A 21,521-nucleotide genomic window follows, 5' to 3' on the forward strand; every position below is an offset into this window, starting at 1 on the left:
CACATTACTATATAAGGCTAAGCGCTTTAAACTAAGTACGTAGCACTTAATCTGCAAAAAGCAGCAACACCATGTTAGTTAAAACTCAAATAGCAGAAAACGTGTCTGATGTTACATCATTTACGGTTGAGTTCGATCCTTTTTCTGGACCAGAAGTTGCCCGTGTTGCGCTAACTACGGCTTCTCAAGCAGAAATATGGCTTGCTGGTTTGCTCGGAGGCGATGACGCCAACCGTGCGTATAACGAGTCGCTTTCCTTACGGTTTACAGGGCCACTCGATCGTAGTGCCTTGCAAAAGGCGTGGCAGGAAGTCACGAACCGGCATGAGGCGCTACGCTCTGTTTTCAGTGCCGACGGCAAGTATATCTGCGTGTTTACCGGTATCAATGCACCTTTTTTCTATCAGGATCTTTCTGATCTATCGCTCGATGAAAAGGAGTTATCGGTCAAAAAAAATATTGCCGCCGATGCTCAGCATATATTCGATTTAATACAAGGACCCTTAATTAAAGCGTCCTTGTTAAAGTTAAATGACGATGAGTATCATTTTATCGTAACAGCCCACCATATAATTTGTGATGGATGGTCGCTAGGAATTCTACTACAAGATCTAAGTGCTTTTTATTCCTCTTATTCCCAAGGCTTATCCCTACTATTACCTCCGCCTCCGCAGTTCAGCGAATACTCCGATGAACAAGTAGCGTCTTATTCCGGTGAGGAGTACAACCAAACCGAGGCGTTCTGGATAAATCAGTACAAGGATGCGGTACCGGTGCTGGAGTTGCCGACCGACTTTCCACGGCCGGCCGTGCGCACCTACGCCAGTGCCCGCTTAGACTTTCCCCTTCCAATTGAGTTGGTCTCGAAAGTTAGAAAAACCGGAATGCAGGCTGGCTGTAGCTTCGTTACCACCTTGCTTGCTTGTTTCGAGGTATTGCTGCATCGTTTAACCGGGCAGCAAAGTATAGTGGTAGGTTTGCCTACGGCAGGCCAGTCCACCAGCGACAGTCAGCACCTGATCGGCCACTGCGTAAACCTGCTTCCCTTGCGCAGTGAACATGCCGCAACCAACAGTTTCAACTCTTTCCTGGAGCAGCGCAAAAGCTACCTCTTCGATGCCTACGAACATCAGGGTCTGACTTTTGGCAGCCTGTTGAAGTCGCTCAATATAGGCCGAGATGCCAGCAGGGTTCCTTTAGTTCCTGTTGTATTCAATGTCGATATGGGGCTTGCGAATGGCGTCAACTTTCGCGGCGTTACCTATCAACTACATAGCAACCCCAGGGCTTACGAGACTTTTGATTTATTTCTCAATGCAAGCGGCTCAGAAGAGGCCTTGGTGCTAGAGTGGTCGTACAACACGGCCTTGTTCAAAGCAGAAACCATCAAACGCATGATGACGACATTCGAGCAGTTGCTCGAAGAAGTCACTACAAATCCTGCTGCTGGTCTTACTGTTTCGCACTCGCACATAGTTAACCTGCCGAGCGCTTATCTGGCATTAAATAATACTGCGGTTGATTATTCTATTACTCAATATTTACCCGATCTAATCCAAGATATTGCGCACAAGCATCCAAATAATGTAGCCGTTAAATTCCAAAGCACCGAGCTTTCTTATTATCAATTAAACTCACAAGCCAATCAATTAGCTTGCTACCTTCAAGAAAAAGGTATTACTACTGGCAATGTAGTTGGCATTTCACTCGACCGTTCACAAGAACTGGTTGTAGTATTACTGGCTGTGCTCAAATGCGGTGCTACCTATTTAGCACTAGATCCTACTTATCCCAAGGATAGATTAGAGTTCATGTTAAGGGATTCTAATACATCTATTCTAATTAAGTCGGATACAGTCGACCTTGAATTCAATAATATTGAAGTTATAAATAGCAGCAGTCTAGCGAGCTACGCAGTAAATTATTCCACTGACGCTATAAAAACAAGAATAAGCGGCGATGACATAGTTTACATATTATATACTTCTGGCTCCACTGGCTTACCGAAAGGCGTTCAAATAAAGCAGCGCAGCTTAATAAATTTACTCTATAGCGTTCAGCAAGAAATTAATATTTCTGCTAGAGACAAATTATTAGCCATTGCTACCATCTCATTTGACATAGCTATGCTCGAGCTTTTCTTGCCGCTGGTGAGTGGGGCAACGGTTGTGCTAGCCGATACCCAATCGACCCGAGATGGAAGCGCATTATTACAGTTCCTTGACAAGGAGGATATCACCGTTATGCAGGCAACACCCGCCACTTGGCGGATGATGCTCGATGCTGGCTGGATTAAAAAATATGCACTAAGAGCCATCAGTGGCGGCGAAGCACTACCCGAAGATCTTGCCCAACGACTTATTGCAGGCTGCGCTTCACTATGGAATATGTACGGACCAACCGAAACAACTATATATTCCTCAAGCAAACAAGTAACCGAAGCAACCAGCTTAATTACGATAGGGAAGCCAATCGCTAACACACAATTCTACATTTTAGATGATAAATTAAATTTAGTAAAGCCTAATATGATAGGCGAATTATATATTGCTGGCGACGGCTTGGCCAAAGGCTATCTTAATAGACAAGATTTAAATAAAGACAGGTTTATTAATAATCCTTTCTCGCTGAGTGCTGAAGAGAAGATGTATCGCACCGGCGATTTAGCTAAACTATTAGCTAATGGCGAGATACAATACTTAGGCCGCGCCGACCAACAAATAAAAATCAGGGGGTACCGCGTTGAGCCTGGAGAAATTGAACACTTACTTACTGGTATCGAAGAAGTGCAAGAGGCCGTAGTTGTAGCTAAGCCAGATAGCTACAACTTAACAAGGCTACTCGCATACGTAGTTGTTCGAGAATTTAATTCTACCATAGACTACACCAGAAGCATAGCAAATTGGAAAGACACACTGGCGGATAAGCTTCCCGTCTTCATGATTCCCAACGATATTATCGTTATAGATTCTATTCCTAAAACGCTCAATGGCAAAATCGATAAAAAGGCCTTATCAACTTATACTAAAGCCAACAATAGCCACGTAGTTGCGCGGCACGATGGTCCGCGCACGGATACAGAAAAGATGGTAATTGACATATGGAAGCAACATCTCCATGTATCAACTATTGGCATCTTTGATGATTTCTTCAAGTTAGGAGGACATTCCCTGATTGCGGTCCAAGTAATGGCTGAGCTGCAAAGTGCAACAGGCAAAAAATTACCGTTAGCCACCTTGTTTGAAAGTTCGACCGTAGAAAAACTGGCTGCTGCGCTACAAATGGACAGCAAGTTCATCACCTGGAACTCCCTTGTTCCTATCAGGTCACAGGGCAGCAAGACCCCACTCTATATTGTGCATGGCGCGGGCTTGAACGTTCTTATTTTCAAAGCCTTGTCTAAAAGCCTCGACGCCGATCAACCAATCTATGCTTTGCAGGCTAAGGGGCTGAATGGCAATGACGAACCCCACGGCACCATTGAGGAGATGGCGGCACATTATATCGCTACCATTCAAATAGTTAATCCCAATGGACCTTATGCGCTGGCGGGGTATTCATTTGGTGGTATTATTGCCTTCGAAATGGCGAAGCAATTACAAGCAGCGGGCAAGACCGTACAATTTCTTGCCATGTTTGACACTTATGCTGATCAACCAGATCATTCTGATTCATTTTTTACCAGAAGTGCTAAGCGGTCAATTCTTCTCATAAAGCGCTTACTATTTATTCTTGTTCTCCTACGCAAAAATCCTAAAGCCACGCTTCGATATAAATTCGAAGCATTGGAGCGGGATTTTCAAAAACTTAAGTATAATAAAGAGGAATACTATGAACGCATCTATGGTCATTCTCATAAGATGGCAGTAATGCACGAAAAAGCTGCGCGTAATTATCGTTTAACCCCTCAGTGCATCAAAATTGATCTGTTTAAAGCTAAAGAAAAGACATATTATGTAAATGATTTTGAATATATGGGTTGGAAACCATTTGCGTTAGGCGGTGTCAGCGTGCATGAAGTACCCGGCGACCATAACTACATGTTTGCCCCGCCACACGATGAAGAAACGGGGCATATACTTCAAGCAGCATTAAACGAACTGGCTGAAGCAGTTATCTTATAGAAAAATCATGCTTTCGCCATCCGTTCAATGCACTGTCGCAAATGGAGTCAATTGGATTAACTTTCCTAGTGAATTACAATCTAAACCCATTTCGTTATTTTTAATAGAAACAAGAGTTAATAGTAATTTGCTAGAATATATAGAATTACTAGTACCTGTTAATGAAATAGAAATTTCTAAATCGTATTTTCATCAACCTAAGAAAGAGAGTTATTTAATAAATAGATCTATAGTAAGGATATTACTAAGTGCCTGTTGCAGCAAGGGCTATAAGAATATAGAGCTATTGCCCGGCGTAAATGGCAAACCAAGAGTAGCTGATTGCCCAAATCTTCACTACTCCGTCTCCTACTCTGCCGGTTACATGGTGTTGGCTATTGCAGCGAGCCCTATTGGTGCGGACCTGGAATATGCACGAACAGATTTTCAATTCCAGGATATCATTGACTTCAGCTTTAGCTTGTCAGAAAATGATTTTGTCAGGCAGAGTGCTAACCCAACGTGTGCTTTCTATACACTATGGACTCGCAAAGAAGCCTTGGTAAAAGCTACTGCTAAAGGCATCGACGACGACTTCAGAGACATTCCGTCTTTAGAAGGCTCTCACCCACTAGACCAGACAAAGCTGGCTACTTCTATCAGCTGGACAACTAGTAGTTTCAGCGCTGGCAATAACTGTATTGCGGCTATTTCCTACTCTTCTAGGTTTACTGTAGAAGATATTGCCTTTTATAAAGTTGGTAACCTCGCCTCCGCTTTGTTTAGTTCGCCAACACTCCCAATAATTACTGCGTGAGGCTCGCTTCTAGTTGCCCTTATAGATTGGAACACAGTCCGTTCTGTAGCCAACACTACGGCTTGGTGGCAACAGGCTTCGATGGCCACTGCGCTAATGGCAATACCTTGTGAGTGGATTGTTTATTGGCACTTTCTGGAATTAGCAACACCGTCAGGGCTCGGGTAGCCTTGACTGGCATACAACCCCGATAGGCAGACCGAGGCTAGATCAGGCGTCCGGTCCACTATGTTAATAGGCATCTATTGCTTAGGTGGTGGGGTATTTGTGTTGATTCTTATACCACCATTCCTTTGCCTTCAACATTTTTGATGTCGACATTGATATCCCCTTGGATATTTATAGCATCAAGCGCATTATCCTCGAATTTAACACCGGAAATATTAACGCCTGCTCGTGAAATCGGAGCCGGAGCGACTGATTCTTTCTTCTTTAGCAACCAGTTAACAATCTTATAAATGGCTACTAGTAGACCTCCTATTAGCGGAATATAAGCAGCAGCTACCTCCACTCAATCTTTATTAACTGTCATCAACGAAGTGAAGTTTTCCATAGTCGTTGTAGGCAGAGCTTTAGGCAATAAATAAAAAACCGCCTTAACATGGCTGTTAAGGCGGTTTTAGTGGGCCCAACTGGAATCGAACCAGTGACCTGCTGATTATGAGTCAGCTGCTCTAACCGATTGAGCTATAGGCCCAGCACGAAAAGCACTAGGGTTAGTGGGTTTCGGCTGCGCAAACTTCGGGGTTTACCGTGAAGTTTGCAATTGCGGCGGCAATATTTGAGCGCCGGAACGGCTTATTTCGCTCCGCATGCTGTTTCTTCTTCTGTTATTAGCTCGTTATGCCCACGAAAAAACTGCCTAATCTACTCTTCGACTTTGGGGGAGTTATCATCAACATCGACTACCAGCGCACCCTTGACGCTATGCGTCGCCTGCACCCGCAGGGGCATACTATTGCCTTCACCCAGGCGGCACAGGGCGAGCTGTTCGACCTCATGGAGACGGGCCGTTTGACACCCCACGAATTTCGAGAGGGCCTGCGCACGCACTACAACATACCGGCTACCGATGAGGAACTCGACGCTGCCTGGAACGCCATGCTACTAGATGTACCGGCCGAGCGCTTAGCTCTCATTGCCGATTTGCGCGCCCAAGGCCATGAAACCGCGCTGCTCTCTAACACCAATCAAATTCATATTTCCACTCTCAATGAGGGCTTACGGACGCAGTATGGCTTCGAGCAGGGTATTGCCGATGCCCTAGACCGCGTGTTTTATTCGCAGGAAGTGGGCTTGCGCAAACCCAACGAGGAAATTTTTCGGCATGCGCTGCGCGAGATGAACTGGAAGGCCGAGGAAACTCTTTTCATTGAAGACAGTTTTCAACATATCGAAACTGCCCGCCGCCTGGGGCTGCGCACGTTGTTTCTGCCCCCGCCTCATACTATCCTCGACGCTCTGCCTGCTGCCATCCGTGCCTTCCCCCGAGAATACACCCCTGCCCCTCCCCTTTCCTGACGCCCCGGCTCCCGCCTTCACACCTGTTGAGGAGGCGCAGGCCGCCTTTGTGCGCTACGAGCGGCCCACGCCACCGCGCTGGCGCACGGCCCTGCTCCATCTGCTGCTGTTTGTGGCCACGCTCGTTACGACTACGCTGGCCGGCTTGGAACTCACCCGGGGTGGCATCAATTTTCTGCCGATAGAAATATTCGCCTTGCCGGTCCAACAAATGTGGCCGGAGCTACGCCGCGGCCTCTGGTTTTCGCTGCCCTTTTTAGGCGTGCTGACGGTGCATGAGTTTGGGCATTACTTCACGGCTCGCTACAACCAAATTCGGGTGACGCTGCCGTACTATATTCCGTTCATACTCGGTATTGGCACCTTTGGGGCCGTTATCCGAATCAAAGACCGAATTTTCTCGCGGCGAGAGTTTTTTGATGTGGGATTAGCGGGGCCACTGGCGGGTTTTCTGGTGGCCGTGCCCGTTTTGATTTATGGCTTCACGCACCTGCCGCCGCTGGAGTATCTGTTTGAAATCCACCCGGATTACCGTCCTTACGGAGCCGACTACGCCCGCTACGTGTACCAGGGTGCCCCCGGTATTACACTGGCGAAGCCCTTGCTGTACCAGGGGCTGGAATATTTATTTGCCGACCCAGCTCTTATTCCTCACCCAAACGAGCTGATGCACTACCCGGTGCTTCTGGCGGGGGTATTGGCGCTGTTTTTCACGGCGCTCAACCTGCTGCCCATCGGCCAACTCGACGGGGGGCACATTCTCTACGGCCTGCTAGGATTTCGGCGCTTCAACCGGTTGTCGGGGGCGCTGTTCGTGGCGTTTATCTTTTATGCCGGGTTGGGGCTGTTTTCTTTACGAACGTCTTCTGAGACTTGGCTTTATTGGGGGCTGCCTTACTTAGGCTACCTTTTTCTGGTGTTTCGGCGGGCGCTGCCTACTCCCCGACGAGCGCTGCTGCTTGGCTTGGGGGTATGGGCTGCCCAGCTGGCTGTTACGGTAGCTTTTCCAGGCGTTATGGGCAATCCGGGATGGCTGGTTTTTGGCCTGATGCTAGGCCGCTTGACGGGCATTTATCACCCACCTGCCCCCGACGAATCCCCACTTAGTTCTGGTCGTAAGGTGTTGGGCTGGCTGATGGTGGCTATTTTTGTGTTGTGCTTTACACCTAGCCCTTTCGTTTAGGGCTTAGGGGGTAGTGCTTTGTGCTTAGGCCGTTCTTACTTTAGTGCTTAGAGGATAGTGCTTCGTACCTAGACTGTTCCTTTACTCTTCAATAGAACGATCTAAGCACGAAGCACTACCCTCTAAGCTCTATTAAAATATCCCTGATGCTTATTGAACAGCGCCGGCTGCTGGCCGGTACCACGCAGCTTGCCTTGCGCCCCAATGGACTTTATGTCTGCGAGCGCAACCGCAACGGGCGTCCTGTGCTGGAATTTGAAATGCCTTATGAAGAGGTACTGCCTATTCGCGTAACCCGCAGGCGGATTACCCCGCAGCTAACCTGGCTGCCACTAACTGTTCTTTGGCTTTCCATCAATCTGCTCCAACGTCTTATTTCTACCAACGGCTCCCTTTCCGAAGCCACTTGGCTAGGCTTCGTTGTAGTAGGTGGGGTTCTGGTAGCGGGCGGTATCTATGCCCAACGCAACTGGTGGCAGCACGTCACGCTCGGCACCGCCCGCGCCAATATCACCCTCGCCGACCGGCCTTCCGAACGAGCCTCCGTCGACAAGTTTGCGCGGGTACTGGAGCACCGCACCAAAGCGTACCTGCGCGATGAGTATGCCAACGTTAACCCGTTGGGCATTATCGAAATGCAGCTACATCGGCTCCGCTGGCTCCGCAACCTCGACGTGCTAAGTGAGAAAGAAGCCCGGATTTTGGCTACCCGCCTTACCGGCCGCCTGATCGATACGCCACCCCTGCGCAGCATGGGTCAGGTTCTGGAAATGCCTTATGTAAACTAAGAGTGAGGTGGTGAATTTGCTGCTCAAACTGCACATATCGAGCAGACAGAACATCAAACTCACCATTTCACAAATTTACCACCTCACTCTTAGTTCAGCGCGGCTACCCCGGGGAGTTCTTTGCCTTCCATGTATTCGAGCAAGGCCCCGCCGCCGGTGGAGATGTAAGAAACTTTGTCGGAGAAGCCGAGCTGGTTGACGGCGGCGGCAGAGTCGCCGCCGCCGATGAGGCTGAAGGCGCCGGCTTCGGTAGCGTCGGCTATGGCTCGGGCTACGCCGGCAGTGCCGGCGGCAAAGTTGCTCATTTCAAACACACCCATCGGGCCGTTCCAGAGGATGGTTTTCGACTGCCGCACGATGTCGGCAAAAGCCTTTTGTGACTCGGGGCCGAGGTCCAAGCCCAACCAGCCGTCGGGGATGCTCTGGTTGCTGGCTTCGGCGATGTTCGCGTCGTTGGCAAATTTATCGGCGATGATGCTGTCGGTGGGCAGCACCAAGTTTACGCCTTTGTCTTTGGCTTGCTGAATCAAGCGCAGCGCTAAATCCATCTTATCGGCTTCCAGCAGCGAATTGCCGATGCTACCACCTTGCGCTTTAGCAAACGTGTACGCCATACCGCCCCCGATGAGCAGGTTATCGACCTTGTCGAGCAACTTTTCAATCAACTGAATCTTGTCGGAAATCTTGGCGCCGCCCATGATGGCCGTGAAGGGCCGCTCGGCGTGTTCCAATACTTTCTGCGCATTGTCGAGCTCCGACTGGAGCAGGTAACCAGCTATCCGGTCTTCGGGCCCGAACGAAGCCGCCATTACGGCCGTGGAAGCGTGCTTGCGGTGGGCTGCCCCGAAGGCATCGTTCACGTATACCTCGCCAAGCTTGGCTAGCTGCGCGGCAAAGTTCTCGTCGCCTTTCTCTTCTTCGGGGTAGAAGCGCACGTTTTCAACTAGCAGCACCTGGCCGGGCTGCAAGGCTTGCGCTTTTTCTTCGGCCTTCAGTGCATCGTCGGCAAACTGCACCTTGGTACCGTACTCCTGGCTTAGGCGCGCTACAATGTGTTCAAGCGAGTACTTGTTTTCGGGACCACCTTTGGGACGGCCGAGGTGCGAAAGCAGCACCACCGAGCCTCCGTCCGACAAGATTTTCTGGATAGTGGGCGTCGCGGCCCGGATGCGGGTGTCGTCGGTGATGTTGAACTCCTTGTCAAGCGGCACGTTGAAGTCCACGCGTACCACGGCACGCTTGCCACTGAAGTTGTACTGGTCGAGGGTTTTCATATTGGAAGAAAAGTGAGTGACGGAGCGAATGTAGCATAAGCTTTGTTGGCTTTGGAGCTTGTGTTGTGCATAAATACCAACAAAACCTTGGCTTAATCCTGATACGAATGGGCTCCGGCACAAGCTATAGCTTATGCTTCATCCCCTTACCTTTGCAGCATCTATGAAAATTGGCATCTTCTTCGGCGGCCCGTCGCGTGAGCGGGAAATTTCCTTTGCGGGCGGCCGCACCGTATACGATAACCTCGACAAATCCTTGTTCGAGGCGGTTCCTGTGTTTGTCGACAGCCGGGGCAACTTCATTTTGCTCGACTGGCACTACATCTACAAAGGTACCATCCGCGACTTTTACCCCCCGGTTTCGGCCATTCCCCCTTCTACCCTGCCCGTACAGGTGTACCTGGAGAGCCTCGGCGAACTAACACACGACGAGCAAGACCGCATCATTGCCGAAGTTGGCCGGCGCGTACAGCCCCATGAACTGCGCGACCTGATGGACTTTGCCTTCCTGGCCCTCCACGGACCAGGCGGCGAAGACGGCGCTATCCAAGGCCTGCTGGAATGGTACGGCATCCCCTACTCGGGCTCCGGTATCTTACCCTCGGCCTTCGGTATTGATAAAATCGCGCAGAAAAAGCTTCTCAAAGCGCTAGATCGGCCTACACCTAACTTCCGCGTAATAACAACGGAAGAATGGGACGCCGCCGACCCGGCCACCACCCTCGACTACTTGGTGCGCGAGCTAGGCTTGCCGCTGGTTTTCAAAGCTCCGCGCCAGGGCTCCAGCATCGGCGTCAGCATTCTGCGTGAGGCGGATGTAGCAAAATTTACTGCCGCTATAGAGCGCAGCTTGTTCCGCAAAACGGTGACCCGCCAAGAGTGGCAAGGCTTATCGGAGCAAAAGAAGGTTCTGTGGCTGCAGCAATTAGTAGACATTCGCGAAGGCATTGGGCTGCCCGTGCTGGTTGAAGCAAATGGGAATAACAAGGAATTGACTGGACAGCCTACTTCCTCCTCGATAATCTATCATCCTGAGGCGTTGTTAACTGCCTTAGATGAGTTGCTGCAAACCGCAGAAACGGTACAGCTAACCAACGTAGATGGCGAGGCGCAGGTGCTGGTAGAAAGCTTTGTGAATGGCCGCGAATTCTCGTGCATCGTGGTGGAAGATGCCAATGGCAAGCCTCTGGCCTTACCGCCAACCGAGATTGTGAAAGGTGAGGAAATGTTCGACTACCGCTCGAAATACCTCCCTGGCCTCGCGCGCAAAATCACGCCCATCAACCTACCCGAAGCCGATATTCAGCGCATCCGGGAAGCGTGCGAAGAGATGTTCGCAACCTTTGGCTTCCAAGTCTACGCGCGGCTGGACGGCTTCATTTCGCAGTTGCCAGTAGCTAATCCGCAGTCGGCAGAAACTATTAGTCAAGAGCCGGCAACTCAAATTTTCCTCAACGACCCCAACACCACTTCCGGGATGTTGCCGGCTTCGTTCTTCTTCCATCAGGCGGCAGAGATTGGGCTTAACCCTTCTCAATTTCTTTCCTTCCTGATTCGGACGTCGTTGGCGGCGCGGCGGCGCGGCGGTATGCAACCGGTACGCCTGGCCGGCTTGCTAAGCCAGCTGGACACGGCCGTGGCGTCGCGGCAGTTGCAGGAGCGCACCCGTACCAAGGTGGCCGTAATTATGGGCGGCTATTCATCGGAGCGGCACATTTCGGTGGAGAGCGGGCGCAATATCTACGAGAAACTAAGCTCGTCGGTGAAGTATGAGCCGGTGCCGGTGTTCTTAACCGGCAACAGCCAGGAATTCCGCCTCTACGTGCTGCCCATCAATGTGATGCTCAAGGACAATGCCGACGATATTCGGGAGAAGATTGAGCTGGCCGAAGCTGGCCACCCCACGCACCCGATCTTGACCCGCATCCGCCACGAAGCCGAGGCCATTACCAGTACCTACGCCGGGCAAGCTGTGGAGCAGCCGCGCCGCATTACGTTTCCGGAACTAGCTGATACGGTGAGTGAGGTATTCATTGCCCTGCACGGCCGCCCCGGCGAAGACGGTGCTTTGCAGCGCCAGCTAGAGTTATACAACCTGCCCTACAATGGCTCGGGGGCCGAAAGCAGCAGCATCACCATCAACAAGTTTGAAACCAACCGCAAGCTGCGCGAAGCAGGCTTGCGCGTGGCCGAACACCGCATGGCCAACCGCCTGGAGTGGACGGCCGACCCCGAGGCTTTCTATCAGAGTCTGGAAGAACAGTTTTCCTACCCCTTCATTGCCAAGCCCGCCGACGATGGCTGTTCATCGGCCGTGAAGAAGATCAAGAACCGCGCGGAGCTGGCAGCCTTCAGTCGCCTCATCTTCCGCGACCAAGAAGACCTGATGCCTGCCGATGCCCGCGTGCTGCAACTCGGCTTCAAAGAAGAATTCCCGCAGAAGGATGCCTTTTTGGTGGAAACGTTGATAGCGCGCGACGGTGCAACTCATTTCCTAGAAGTAACTGGTGGTTTGCTTACGCATTGGGGGCCAAACGGCGAGCTGGAAATCGAGGTCTTCGAAGCTTCCGAGTCCTTGGCTACGGGTGAGGTGTTGAGTTTGGAGGAGAAATTCCTGGCTGGCGAAGGTCAGAACATCACCCCCGCCCGCTACGCCCCCGACCCGGTAGAGCGGCAGCGGATTTCCGAGGAAGTGAAGGTTGAATTGCGCCGGGTAGCCGAGGTGCTCAACATTCAGGGTTATGCCCGCATCGATGCTTTCGTGCGGGTACGGCAAAACGGCGCCGTGGAAGTACTTATCATTGAGGTAAATTCGTTACCCGGTATGACCCCCGCTACCTGCATCTTCCACCAAACCGCCCTGGCTGGTTACACCCCTTATCAGTTCATCGACCAGATTCTGGAGTTTGGGAAAGAGCGCAACGAGAGGCTAGCAGTTAAGAGCTAAATCTTTAGCTCTTCGTTTCAAAGCACTTACGTCCCGCCTTACCCTTACCCCTCCATATTCTATCTTCTAGCTCCTCCAAAAAATGTCTTTTCTTAAGTCTGATACTCCTCTTGATCTTGTCAAACACTTAGTAGTTATGGCGTTGGCCACGGCGGCGTTGATGTTCGGCTTTTTCTTCGTGTATCTGCCCCTCACCACCAACCACGGTGAAACTATTGTGGTACCCAAAATCACGGGTATGAGCCAAGCCGCCCTCGACGACTACCTCAGCGAGCGGAACCTGCGCTATTTTGTGGACGATTCCAGCTACAACTCTCGGGTTCCGCCTTTCCAGGTTCTCCAGCAAGATCCTCTGCCCGGTGAGCGGGTGAAGGAAGATCGTAAGATCTATATCACAGTGGCCATGAAAAACCCACCGCTGATCAAGATGCCTAAGCTTACCGAAGGGTCAGAAAAAAATGCTCAGATGATTTTGAGCAGCTACGGCCTGACCGTGGGCAAGCTGATTAAAGTACCGGACGTGCGCCAAAACCAGGTGCTGCGGCAGCTAGTAAACGGGAAAGAAATTGCGCCGGGTGCGCCTATTACCAAAGGTTCGCGCATTGATCTGGAAGTAGCGGACGGCCTGGGCAACCAGGAATTCCCGGTGCCTAATCTCATCAACATGCCTGCCGATGAAGCGACCACGCTGTTGGTAGGCCAGGGCCTACAACTGGGCGAAACGTTCTACCAAGAGCCTCAAACAGGCGAAACCGATGGCACCGTAGTAAAGCAGCGCCCGGTTGCTAGCCCTGGAGCTACCATCCGCATGGGCCAGCTCGTCGATATTTGGGTGGCCGGTCAGGCACCACTGAAATAACAAATTACACTGCTGTGCAGCTTGCTAATTCCAACGGTGCAGCGGTGTAGTGCTGGCTTCTATATAATAATAATGGCCTGGCTGAACCGCTTTTTAGATTATCATCTGCGTTAAGTACGGTTTCACGTATACTGTTAGCATATCCCCCACGGGTCGAAATATTCTTTTATGTCGATGCGTTTAAAAAGGACACCTTAGCTTTTGCTGCATAATGAGCCTGAAATCTTTACGCTATTCGCTTATCTTCTTGCTGGGCTTGGTATCACTGGTAGGGCGCGCTCAGGAGGTGGCGCCCCTTGCTTCCGACCCGGCTCGTGCTACCTACACAATAACTCAGCCGGCAACAACTCAGCGCGGACAGGCACTAAGCTTGCCGTTTTTCGATGATTTCACGTCGCCGCAGGAAGGAGCACCGAAGGAGCAGAACTGGCTGCCAGAGGGCGGCGTACTGGTAAACAACCGATTCGCCTTCGAGCCCCCCACGCGTGGCGTAGCTACTTTCGACGGTTTGCGCGCTGATGGCTTGACTTATGGTTTGGGTGGCAACAGTGGCCTTGACATCCTGACCTCACAACCCATTGACTTAAGCGGCCGCACAGCCGCCGATCAACTCTTCTTTGGCTTCTTTTGGCAAGCTGGCAATATCCGCGGAGGGCTCAATGCTAGTAGCAGCAGTCGGCAAGTGTCGTTGCAAGTCGATTTCAAGGACAACACCGGCGTTTGGCGGCAGGTGTGGCTAGAACGAAGCACCGGCGACCGGACGGCGTTCCGCCAAAAGTTTATTGCTGTTACGCAACCTCAGTACCTGCACGGCAACTTCCAGTTCCGGTTCCGGGCCACCGGCAACGTGGCCACCAACGAAGACAACTGGAGCATCGATTACGTACGGCTGGCGCCGCTGCAACCTACCCCGCCCCGTACCGTGGTCGATACGCTGTATCAGGATGTAGCCATTAGCAAGCCGCTGAGCGGTTTGTTGGCCCGCGGCTCGGCAATGCCCGTGTGGCAGTTCAATGCGGCAGCCAATCCGGCCAGCCAACTCAATCCGGCCACGTTTACCACCGTAAACAACCTCGATAAAAGTGGTTTCCCCACTCCGCTCTTAACAACGGGCTCGTTGCAGATACTGCCAGCCGGGCCGGTGGCAACCTTCCCTACTACCGCCCCCAATACCTTGATCAGCAATCAGCAACAGGTCCGGGTAGAAGGCAACCTGGCTTCCGTAACGCTGCCCAACACCCCCGAGCCTAAAGTTATTCGCCACCGCGTAGTAGTGGTTAGCAACGAAGTAAATCCGCTCACGCTGCCCAACGACACTATTACCCGCCAATCTGAGCTCAGCGACTACTACGCCTACGACGATGGTACGGCCGAAGCCAACCTCAGCATCCCGGCATTCGACCAGCCGGGCAACCGCTACTATGCGTTGCGCTTTGAGGTGAACCGGCCAGATCAGGTGCGCAGCATTCGGATTCGCCCGGTTTATCCGCAGGCTGCCGGACGTCAAATCACGGTCAATATCTGGGATGCTGACCCTATGGTCAACGGCCAGCCAATGGCCATGGTAAAAGCTAGCCAGACCGTTACGGTTCCAGCATCTTTGCCGGCGGGCCAAACCTTTCTGGAAGTACCGTTTTCAGCGCCCGTGCCCGTAAGCGGTCGATTCTACGCTGGCTATGGCCACGGGCCAACCGGCATGCTACCCACAAACACAATTCCATTTGGCTTTGATTTGAACACGCCCGTTGCAGCGGGTACCTTTTGGCAGTTTACCCCAGGCTGGTCGGAGCCTACGTCCGCCCCCTCCCGAGCCGGGACCTTGATGCTACGGCCGGTACTCACCAACAACGTGTTGGCAGTAGCGCCGGCATCGGTGGCAGCGTCTTACAGCCTCTACCCCAACCCTAACCCCAACGGGCAGGTGCGGGTCCAGGGTCGCTATGCGCAGGCCGCGGTACTTGATGCGCTAGGGCGCGTAGTTTGGCAGCAGCCTACTCGTGAAATGGGCCAGCCCAACTTAGATTTAAGCGCCCTTCCGGCCGGGGTGTATTTGGTGCAACTCACACTAGCTGACAAACTTACGGTAACCAAGCGCCTGGTGCTGACAAAGTAGCGACAATGGAAAGTCAGGAGCTGGATAGCAGATTCGGTGTGTTTTCAACACCTTTGTTGCTAGTAAGCCTTCCTTCCACTCCACTAATAGTACTAATTCAATGCCTGATATCACCCCTGCCGAGCTGAAAGAGCGCCAAGCCGCTGGTGAGCAGCTCACCATAATCGACGTGCGCGAGACTTGGGAAAACGAAGAAGCCCGCATAGAAAGCAGTCAGAATATTCCGCTCGGTACCTTGCCGCAGAAGCTGGATGAGTTGGAAAACCTAAAAGACCAGGAAATTATTGTGCATTGCAAGGGCGGTGGGCGCTCCTCTTCGGCCAAGGCCTTCCTCACTCAACAAGGTTTCACCAATGTGCGCAACCTAATCGGCGGCTTCCAGGCATATCAGCAAGGCTAGTCTGCTTTGTATATTTTAGGTAAGAGAGGGCGCTTGGCTAGACCAAACGCCCTCTCTTGCTTATAAAGGCGATTTGCTGGGTGGTCAACAATTATTTCTTAATGGTTACTAAGGAGTTGCAACTTATCTCCAGTATTTAGTTGTATACAATTAAACATTGCACAACTGAAGTTAGTTAATTTGCCAACGCTTATGGATTCTTCTCTTGAACCTAAAGTTGAAATCGATTTGCTCAAGCTGGACAATCAGCTTTGCTTCCCGCTTTATGCGGCTTCGCGAATGCTGACCAAGGCCTATCAGCCATTCCTGCTGGCGCTCGACCTCACTTACCCGCAGTATCTGGTGTTTATGTTGCTTTGGGAGCATGAACAACTGACGGTGAAAGAGCTGGGCGAAAAGCTGATGCTCGACTCGGGTACGCTCACGCCCTTGCTCAAGCGCATGGAGCAAAAGCAATGGGTCAGCCGCCGCCGCGACCCCGACGACGAGCGTTCGGTTATTATTGGGCTGACGCCAGCGGGGCAGGCTTTACAAACGCAAGCCTGCCGCGTACCAGAGCAGCTGCTCGAGAAGCTGGACATGTCACCAACTGAAATCAGTGCGCTACGCACTCAACTCACGCACTTACTTGCTCAGCTAACATAAACCGCTGAGATTTTTCACTTTCCCTGTTCCTCGTTTTATGAAAATCGAAAAAGTTTTCACGGCGCAAGCCAAAGCCAAAGGTGGCCGCGACGGCCATATTTCTTCCGAGAACCAAGTGCTCGATTTAGGTTTGAGCACCCCGAAGGAGATGGGTGGCCCCGGCAAGCAAGGCACCACCAACCCCGAGCAGCTTTTTGCCGCCGCGTATGCATCTTGCTTTGAAGGCGCATTGGGCGTTGCCGCTCGCCAGGCAAGTGTGAAGCTGGAAGGCGTAACGGTCGAGGCGCTTATTGGATTTGGGAAGGCAGAGGACGGGGGCTACGGCATTTCGGCCGACTTACACATCAACATTCCAGGCGTTGAGCAAAGCAAAGCCGAAGAACTGGTGCAAGCTGCTCACGGTATCTGCCCTTACTCGCGGGCTACCCGCGGCAACATTGAGGTGAACCTCACGACCACCACCGAAGCCGCTTAATTCTCTTTTAACAGCAGGTCATCCTGCGTGCGTCGAAACCTTTGAGCTAGGTTACGTACTGTCTACTGCCGAGGTAGATCAGTAGCTTACCTACCAAAGGCCTACCGCACGCAGGGTGGCTTTTTGTTTACTTATCCCTTCCGCTTTCATGAAAACGCAAAGCATCCTACTGGCTAGCCGCCCCCAAGGTGAGCCTACGACCGAACAGTTTCGGTTTGAGACGCGCGAAGTACCTGCGCCTGCCACCGGCCAGGTGTTGCTCAAGACCCGCTACGTTTCAGTTGACCCGTACATGCGCGGCCGCATGAGCGACGCTAAATCGTATATACCACCGTTTGAAGTGGGCCAGCCCCTGGCGGGCGGCGTTGTGGCGGAAGTAGTGGAAAGCCAGAGCGAGAAGCTATCCGTGGGCAGCATAGTAGTTGGTAACTTAGCCTGGCAAGAATACAATGTGGTTGATGCCGCGGCCGTAAACCAGGTGCCCACCGACAAAGCCCCCATTAGCTACTTTCTCGGATTGCTCGGCATGCCCGGCCTGACGGCCTATTTCGGGCTTCTCGACATTTGCCAGCCCAAAGCCGACGAAACCGTTGTGGTATCCGGGGCGGCCGGGGCCGTGGGCTTGATAGTGGGGCAACTAGCCAAAATCCAGGGCGCCCGCGTCGTCGGAACAGCCGGGTCCGACGAAAAAGTAGCTTACTTAAAAGAACTAGGCTTCGATGAAGCCATTAACTACAAAACCACGCCCGATATAGCGCAAGCCCTGGCCGCCGCCGCCCCCAATGGCATCGACTGCTACTTCGACAACGTGGGCGGAGCCATCACCGACGCTGTGTACGGCCAACTGAACAAGCACGCCCGCATTGCGCTGTGCGGTCAGATTTCCACCTACAACGCCACCGAAGTACCCGTTGGCCCACGTCCGGAAGGCAAGCTACTCGTAACCAGCGCCAAGCTGCAAGGCTTCATCGTGTCCGACTACTTGTCGCGCTGGCCGGAAGGCGTCAAGCAACTCACTGAGTGGTACAGCCAAGGCAAACTCAAGTCCGAGGAAACTGTTACCGAAGGATTTGACCAAATTCCGAAAGCCTTTCTAGGCTTGTTTAAAGGCGAAAACACCGGCAAAGCTGTAGTTAAAGTGGCGTAAGCCCTTTTTAAAGCAGCACCTAGTCTACTTGTTCCTACCACGCATGACGCTCCGGCGGTGTGTTAAACCTGATTTTTCGATGATCAAGCAAGTAGCAAAGCCCGCTGATGTGTATTGCGTAACGGCCGAGTGGCGGGCGCAAGCCGGGCAAGAAAAAACGGTAGCTCAGCTGCTGTTAAAAATTGTGGCGGCGGTAGAGCAGCATGAGCCCGGCAACCTGCAGTACACCGCGCATCAAGACCCGGTAGAGCCCGGCCACTTTTTTCTTTACGAGCAGTACATCAACAAGGCGGCTTTCGAAGCGCACCGTAAGACAGCTCACTACGAGGAAATTGTAATTAGCCAGATAGTGCCTTTGCTCTCCGAGCGTAAGGTCTTTTTTTATCACCCACTGGTATAGTGCGAGCCGCACTGTCTGGTGGTTTCATTTTCTTTTAAAATTCAGCTCCATGAACATACTAATGGTTTTAACCTCGCACGATCAGCTAGGCAACACCGGCAAAAAGACCGGCTTCTGGCTAGAAGAATTTGCAGCGCCTTACTACGTGTTCAAAGATGCCGGCGCTACGCTCACGCTAGCTTCTCCTAAAGGTGGGCAGCCGCCCCTAGACCCCAAAAGTGACGAGCCTGGCGCGCAAACCGAAGCCACAGAGCGTTTCAAGAAAGACACCAACGCGCAGAAAGCGTTGGCAAACACGGTGAAGCTCGACAGTGTTTCCACCGCTGATTACGATGCCGTTTTCTACCCTGGTGGTCATGGTCCGCTGTGGGACTTGGCCGAAGATGCTACCTCTATTGCGATAATAGAAGCCATGTATTTGGCTGGCAAACCGGTAGCCGCCGTTTGCCACGCTCCTGGCGTTTTGCGGCACGTAAAGTCGCCCACGGGCTCTTTGCTCGTGGAAGGCAAGTCGGTTACGGGCTTCACCAACACCGAAGAAGCGGCGGTTCAACTAACCGATATTGTGCCCTTCCTGGTGGAAGATGAGCTAAAGAAAGCCGGTGGTAATTACTCGAAGGTAGCCGATTGGCAGCCATACGTAGTAACAGCTGGCAATCTGATTACCGGCCAAAACCCGGCTTCATCGGAAGCAGCTGCCCAAGAGTTGCTTCAGCAGCTAGGTAAGTAGCTCTAGCATCAGCTGAAACATGAACAGCTCCGGCTGCCCGTATGGTGGGCAGCCGGAGCTGTTTCATATTCAGGCAATTATGCAAAAGAACAGCTACTGCAACCGGCCATCAGGTGTGTAGCGCAGTTCTCCCATTTCCACCATTTCCCGCAGCTGCTCGGTTATGATGGTGGCTTGGCCGGGGGCGAAATGGGCAAGAACTTCGCGGGGAGTCTGGGGCGTACTGCGGAGCAGCGTCAGGAGCTGTTCGCGGAGGGCCACCGAGGGCACCACTTCCTGCTTCGCCTTTTTCTTGGCCAGGCAAAAGTCGCAGACTCGGCAGGCAGGCGCATTCAATTCAACGAAATAAGCTAGCAGAAGCTGCTGGCGGCATTGCCCTCCGGCAGCATACCGGATAACTGATTCCGTTTTTTGGTGAGCTAATTCGCGCGTCTCGGCGAGGCGCTTCTGGTCTAGCGGCAGCTTATCGGCGTCGAAGCGGGGCTTGGTGAACAGGGCCTGGGGCGAATCGTGGCGGGGCTGGTACTGGATGATGCCTGAGCGGTGCAGAAACAGAAGCATCTTGCGCAGATCCACTACGCTTAGTTTCAAGTGCTGGGCCAGGCTGTTCTCGGAAATTCGCTGGAAGCCTGCAAACAGCTCGCCCCCGTGGAAACGCAGCAAGCTTTTAATGAGCTGATCGTGCTGAGCATTGGCCACCTGAAACCGATAAAGGTCGGTATGGTCGATGGGGATGTAGATGCGGGCGGGTTCGTTGACGGCCTCATCCACCTGCACAAATCCCTCGCGAGCCAGTGTGCGCAAGCTGTTGTGCGCATCCAGCGCCTTGATTCGGTAGGTTTCCGCAAACTGCTGAATGTCGAAATCAAAGGCCACCAGCTCGCCCCCACCAACTGCCGTCCGCGAAAAATTAGCCAATGCTTGGTACACCCGGCGCACAATATCGAGCGGCGGATGGGCTTGCTGCGTGCGGCGGCGCAGCTCATCGGCATCGTTTGGGCCCTCGAGCAGTACGGCAAAGGCGTATTTCTCGTCGCGGCCCGCACGACCGGCTTCCTGGTAGTAGGCTTCCAGATTGTCGGGCGCTTCCAGGTGCACCACTAAGCGCACGTCGGGCTTGTCGATGCCCATGCCAAAGGCGTTGGTAGCTACTATGCAGTGCACTTTGTTTTGCATCCACTCTTGCTGAATGCGGGTGCGCTGTTCGGTGGGCAGACCAGCGTGGTAGGCTGCGGCCCGCAGCCCCTGCTGCTGCAGGTAAGCCGCCGTATCTTCGGTTTGGCGGCGGGTACGGGCATATACGATGCTGGTTTTGCCCACTCCTACCCCACGTACCACTTCCAGCAGCCGGCGCAGCTTGTCCTCGGTAGCCAGCACCGAATACGACAGGTTGGGCCGGGCGAAACTCTGCTGAAATACTTGGTGGCTTGGCCGAAACCGCAACCTTTCCACTATATCCTGCCGCACATGCTCGGTGGCGGTAGCCGTAAGCGCAATACAGGGTACTTCCGGCAGCAACTCGCGCAGTTCGGCAATCCGCAGATACGGCGGCCGGAAATCATAACCCCATTGTGACAAGCAGTGCGCTTCGTCTACGGCCAGCAAACTCACTTTCATCTTGCCAATGCGCGCCCGGAACATGTCAGTCAGCAAGCGTTCCGGCGATACGTACAGGAATTTTACGGGTCCATACACGCAGTTGTCCAGCGTCTGGTCGATTTCCTGGTGGCTCATGCCCGCATACACGGCTTCGGCTCTAATGCCGCGCTTGCGCAGGTTCTCCACCTGATCTTTCATCAGCGCAATCAGCGGCGACACAACTACGCATAAGCCGGCGCGGGCCAGAGCGGGCACTTGAAAGCAAATGCTTTTGCCGCCGCCAGTTGGCAACAGTGCCAGCACATCTTGGCCAGCCAAGACGGCCCGAATGATGTCTTCCTGCAGCGGCCGAAACACTGTATGCCCCCACGTCTGGTGCAGTATGTGCAGAATGTCGTCGGTGGGCGCAGTCACGGTAAGTAGAGGCTTAGCAAAGCCCCGAAGGTACGGCTGGCACTTCGGAAACGGAAGGGCCAGCACATGACTTACAATAGCTAAAACCTGGAATAACAACTATTCT

General features: G+C 52.6%; 17 protein-coding genes and 1 tRNA gene. 14 read left to right on the forward strand and 4 right to left on the reverse strand.

What is annotated here, in order from left to right; genetic code table 11:
* Positions 1 to 71: 71 nt before the first annotated feature.
* Together VF639_RS15130 and VF639_RS15135 are read left to right on the forward strand one after the other, a co-directional pair.
* Complete coding sequence (locus VF639_RS15130; protein ID WP_331146761.1) at positions 72 to 4,124, forward strand: non-ribosomal peptide synthetase; 4,053 nt, start codon at positions 72 to 74, stop codon at positions 4,122 to 4,124.
* Between the two features lie 7 nt (positions 4,125 to 4,131).
* Positions 4,132 to 4,920: a 4'-phosphopantetheinyl transferase family protein gene (locus VF639_RS15135; protein WP_331146762.1), complete on the forward strand. Its 789-nt coding sequence runs from the start codon at positions 4,132 to 4,134 to the stop codon at positions 4,918 to 4,920.
* A gap of 277 nt (positions 4,921 to 5,197) precedes the next feature.
* Here the strand turns inward: VF639_RS15135 and VF639_RS15140 are convergent, their stop codons facing one another.
* Positions 5,198 to 5,431 carry a hypothetical protein gene (locus VF639_RS15140; protein WP_331146763.1) on the reverse strand — a complete coding sequence of 78 codons (234 nt, stop codon included), beginning with the start codon at positions 5,429 to 5,431 and terminating at the stop codon, positions 5,198 to 5,200.
* 112 nt (positions 5,432 to 5,543) lie between these two features.
* Positions 5,544 to 5,617: transfer RNA gene (locus tag VF639_RS15145), tRNA-Ile, on the reverse strand.
* A gap of 146 nt (positions 5,618 to 5,763) precedes the next feature.
* Here VF639_RS15145 and VF639_RS15150 point away from each other — a divergent pair.
* The 3 genes from VF639_RS15150 (at position 5,764) to VF639_RS15160 (ending at position 8,412) form a co-directional block, all read left to right on the forward strand.
* The gene (locus VF639_RS15150; protein ID WP_331146764.1) at positions 5,764 to 6,441 is read left to right on the forward strand and encodes an HAD family hydrolase; all 678 of its coding nucleotides are present in this window, start codon (positions 5,764 to 5,766) and stop codon (positions 6,439 to 6,441) included.
* The gene (locus tag VF639_RS15155; protein ID WP_331146765.1) at positions 6,398 to 7,624 is read left to right on the forward strand and encodes a site-2 protease family protein; all 1,227 of its coding nucleotides are present in this window, start codon (positions 6,398 to 6,400) and stop codon (positions 7,622 to 7,624) included. Before VF639_RS15150 ends, VF639_RS15155 begins: the two co-directional genes overlap by 44 nt.
* Positions 7,625 to 7,770: 146 nt before the next feature.
* The gene (locus tag VF639_RS15160) at positions 7,771 to 8,412 is read left to right on the forward strand and encodes a hypothetical protein (protein ID WP_331146766.1); all 642 of its coding nucleotides are present in this window, start codon (positions 7,771 to 7,773) and stop codon (positions 8,410 to 8,412) included.
* A gap of 89 nt (positions 8,413 to 8,501) precedes the next feature.
* On the opposite strand, the gene VF639_RS15165 is transcribed toward VF639_RS15160, so the two are convergent.
* Positions 8,502 to 9,686 (reverse strand): phosphoglycerate kinase, encoded by a 1,185-nt coding sequence (locus VF639_RS15165; RefSeq protein ID WP_331146767.1) that lies wholly within the window; start codon positions 9,684 to 9,686, stop codon positions 8,502 to 8,504.
* Positions 9,687 to 9,849: 163 nt separating this feature from the next.
* Here VF639_RS15165 and VF639_RS15170 point away from each other — a divergent pair, with 163 nt between their 5' ends.
* From VF639_RS15170 to VF639_RS15210, 9 genes are all read left to right on the forward strand, one after another.
* Positions 9,850 to 12,633, forward strand: coding sequence for a D-alanine--D-alanine ligase family protein (locus VF639_RS15170; protein WP_331146768.1), 2,784 nt, complete (start codon positions 9,850 to 9,852; stop codon positions 12,631 to 12,633).
* 82 nt (positions 12,634 to 12,715) lie between these two features.
* Positions 12,716 to 13,492 carry a PASTA domain-containing protein gene (locus VF639_RS15175; RefSeq protein ID WP_331146769.1) on the forward strand — a complete coding sequence of 259 codons (777 nt, stop codon included), beginning with the start codon at positions 12,716 to 12,718 and terminating at the stop codon, positions 13,490 to 13,492.
* 211 nt (positions 13,493 to 13,703) lie between these two features.
* Positions 13,704 to 15,605, forward strand: a complete 1,902-nt coding sequence (locus tag VF639_RS15180; RefSeq protein WP_331146770.1) for a T9SS type A sorting domain-containing protein — start codon at positions 13,704 to 13,706, stop codon at positions 15,603 to 15,605.
* A 100-nt stretch (positions 15,606 to 15,705) separates the two neighbouring features.
* Complete coding sequence (locus VF639_RS15185; protein ID WP_331146771.1) at positions 15,706 to 16,005, forward strand: rhodanese-like domain-containing protein; 300 nt, start codon at positions 15,706 to 15,708, stop codon at positions 16,003 to 16,005.
* 192 nt (positions 16,006 to 16,197) lie between these two features.
* Positions 16,198 to 16,650 (forward strand): MarR family winged helix-turn-helix transcriptional regulator, encoded by a 453-nt coding sequence (locus tag VF639_RS15190; protein ID WP_331146772.1) that lies wholly within the window; start codon positions 16,198 to 16,200, stop codon positions 16,648 to 16,650.
* 37 nt (positions 16,651 to 16,687) lie between these two features.
* Positions 16,688 to 17,125 (forward strand): organic hydroperoxide resistance protein, encoded by a 438-nt coding sequence (locus VF639_RS15195; RefSeq protein WP_331146773.1) that lies wholly within the window; start codon positions 16,688 to 16,690, stop codon positions 17,123 to 17,125.
* A 148-nt stretch (positions 17,126 to 17,273) separates the two neighbouring features.
* Positions 17,274 to 18,272 (forward strand): NADP-dependent oxidoreductase, encoded by a 999-nt coding sequence (locus tag VF639_RS15200; RefSeq protein WP_331146774.1) that lies wholly within the window; start codon positions 17,274 to 17,276, stop codon positions 18,270 to 18,272.
* A gap of 79 nt (positions 18,273 to 18,351) precedes the next feature.
* On the forward strand, positions 18,352 to 18,672 hold the full coding sequence (locus VF639_RS15205) for a putative quinol monooxygenase (RefSeq protein WP_331146775.1): 321 nt from the start codon (positions 18,352 to 18,354) through the stop codon (positions 18,670 to 18,672).
* Positions 18,673 to 18,721: 49 nt separating this feature from the next.
* Positions 18,722 to 19,402, forward strand: a complete 681-nt coding sequence (locus tag VF639_RS15210) for a type 1 glutamine amidotransferase domain-containing protein (RefSeq protein WP_331146776.1) — start codon at positions 18,722 to 18,724, stop codon at positions 19,400 to 19,402.
* Between the two features lie 93 nt (positions 19,403 to 19,495).
* On the opposite strand, the gene VF639_RS15215 is transcribed toward VF639_RS15210, so the two are convergent.
* Positions 19,496 to 21,415 (reverse strand): RecQ family ATP-dependent DNA helicase, encoded by a 1,920-nt coding sequence (locus VF639_RS15215; protein WP_331146777.1) that lies wholly within the window; start codon positions 21,413 to 21,415, stop codon positions 19,496 to 19,498.
* Between the last annotated feature and the right edge of the window lie 106 nt (positions 21,416 to 21,521).

Origin of the sequence: Hymenobacter sp., from assembly GCF_036387835.1 — a bacterium.
GTDB lineage: Bacteria > Bacteroidota > Bacteroidia > Cytophagales > Hymenobacteraceae > Hymenobacter.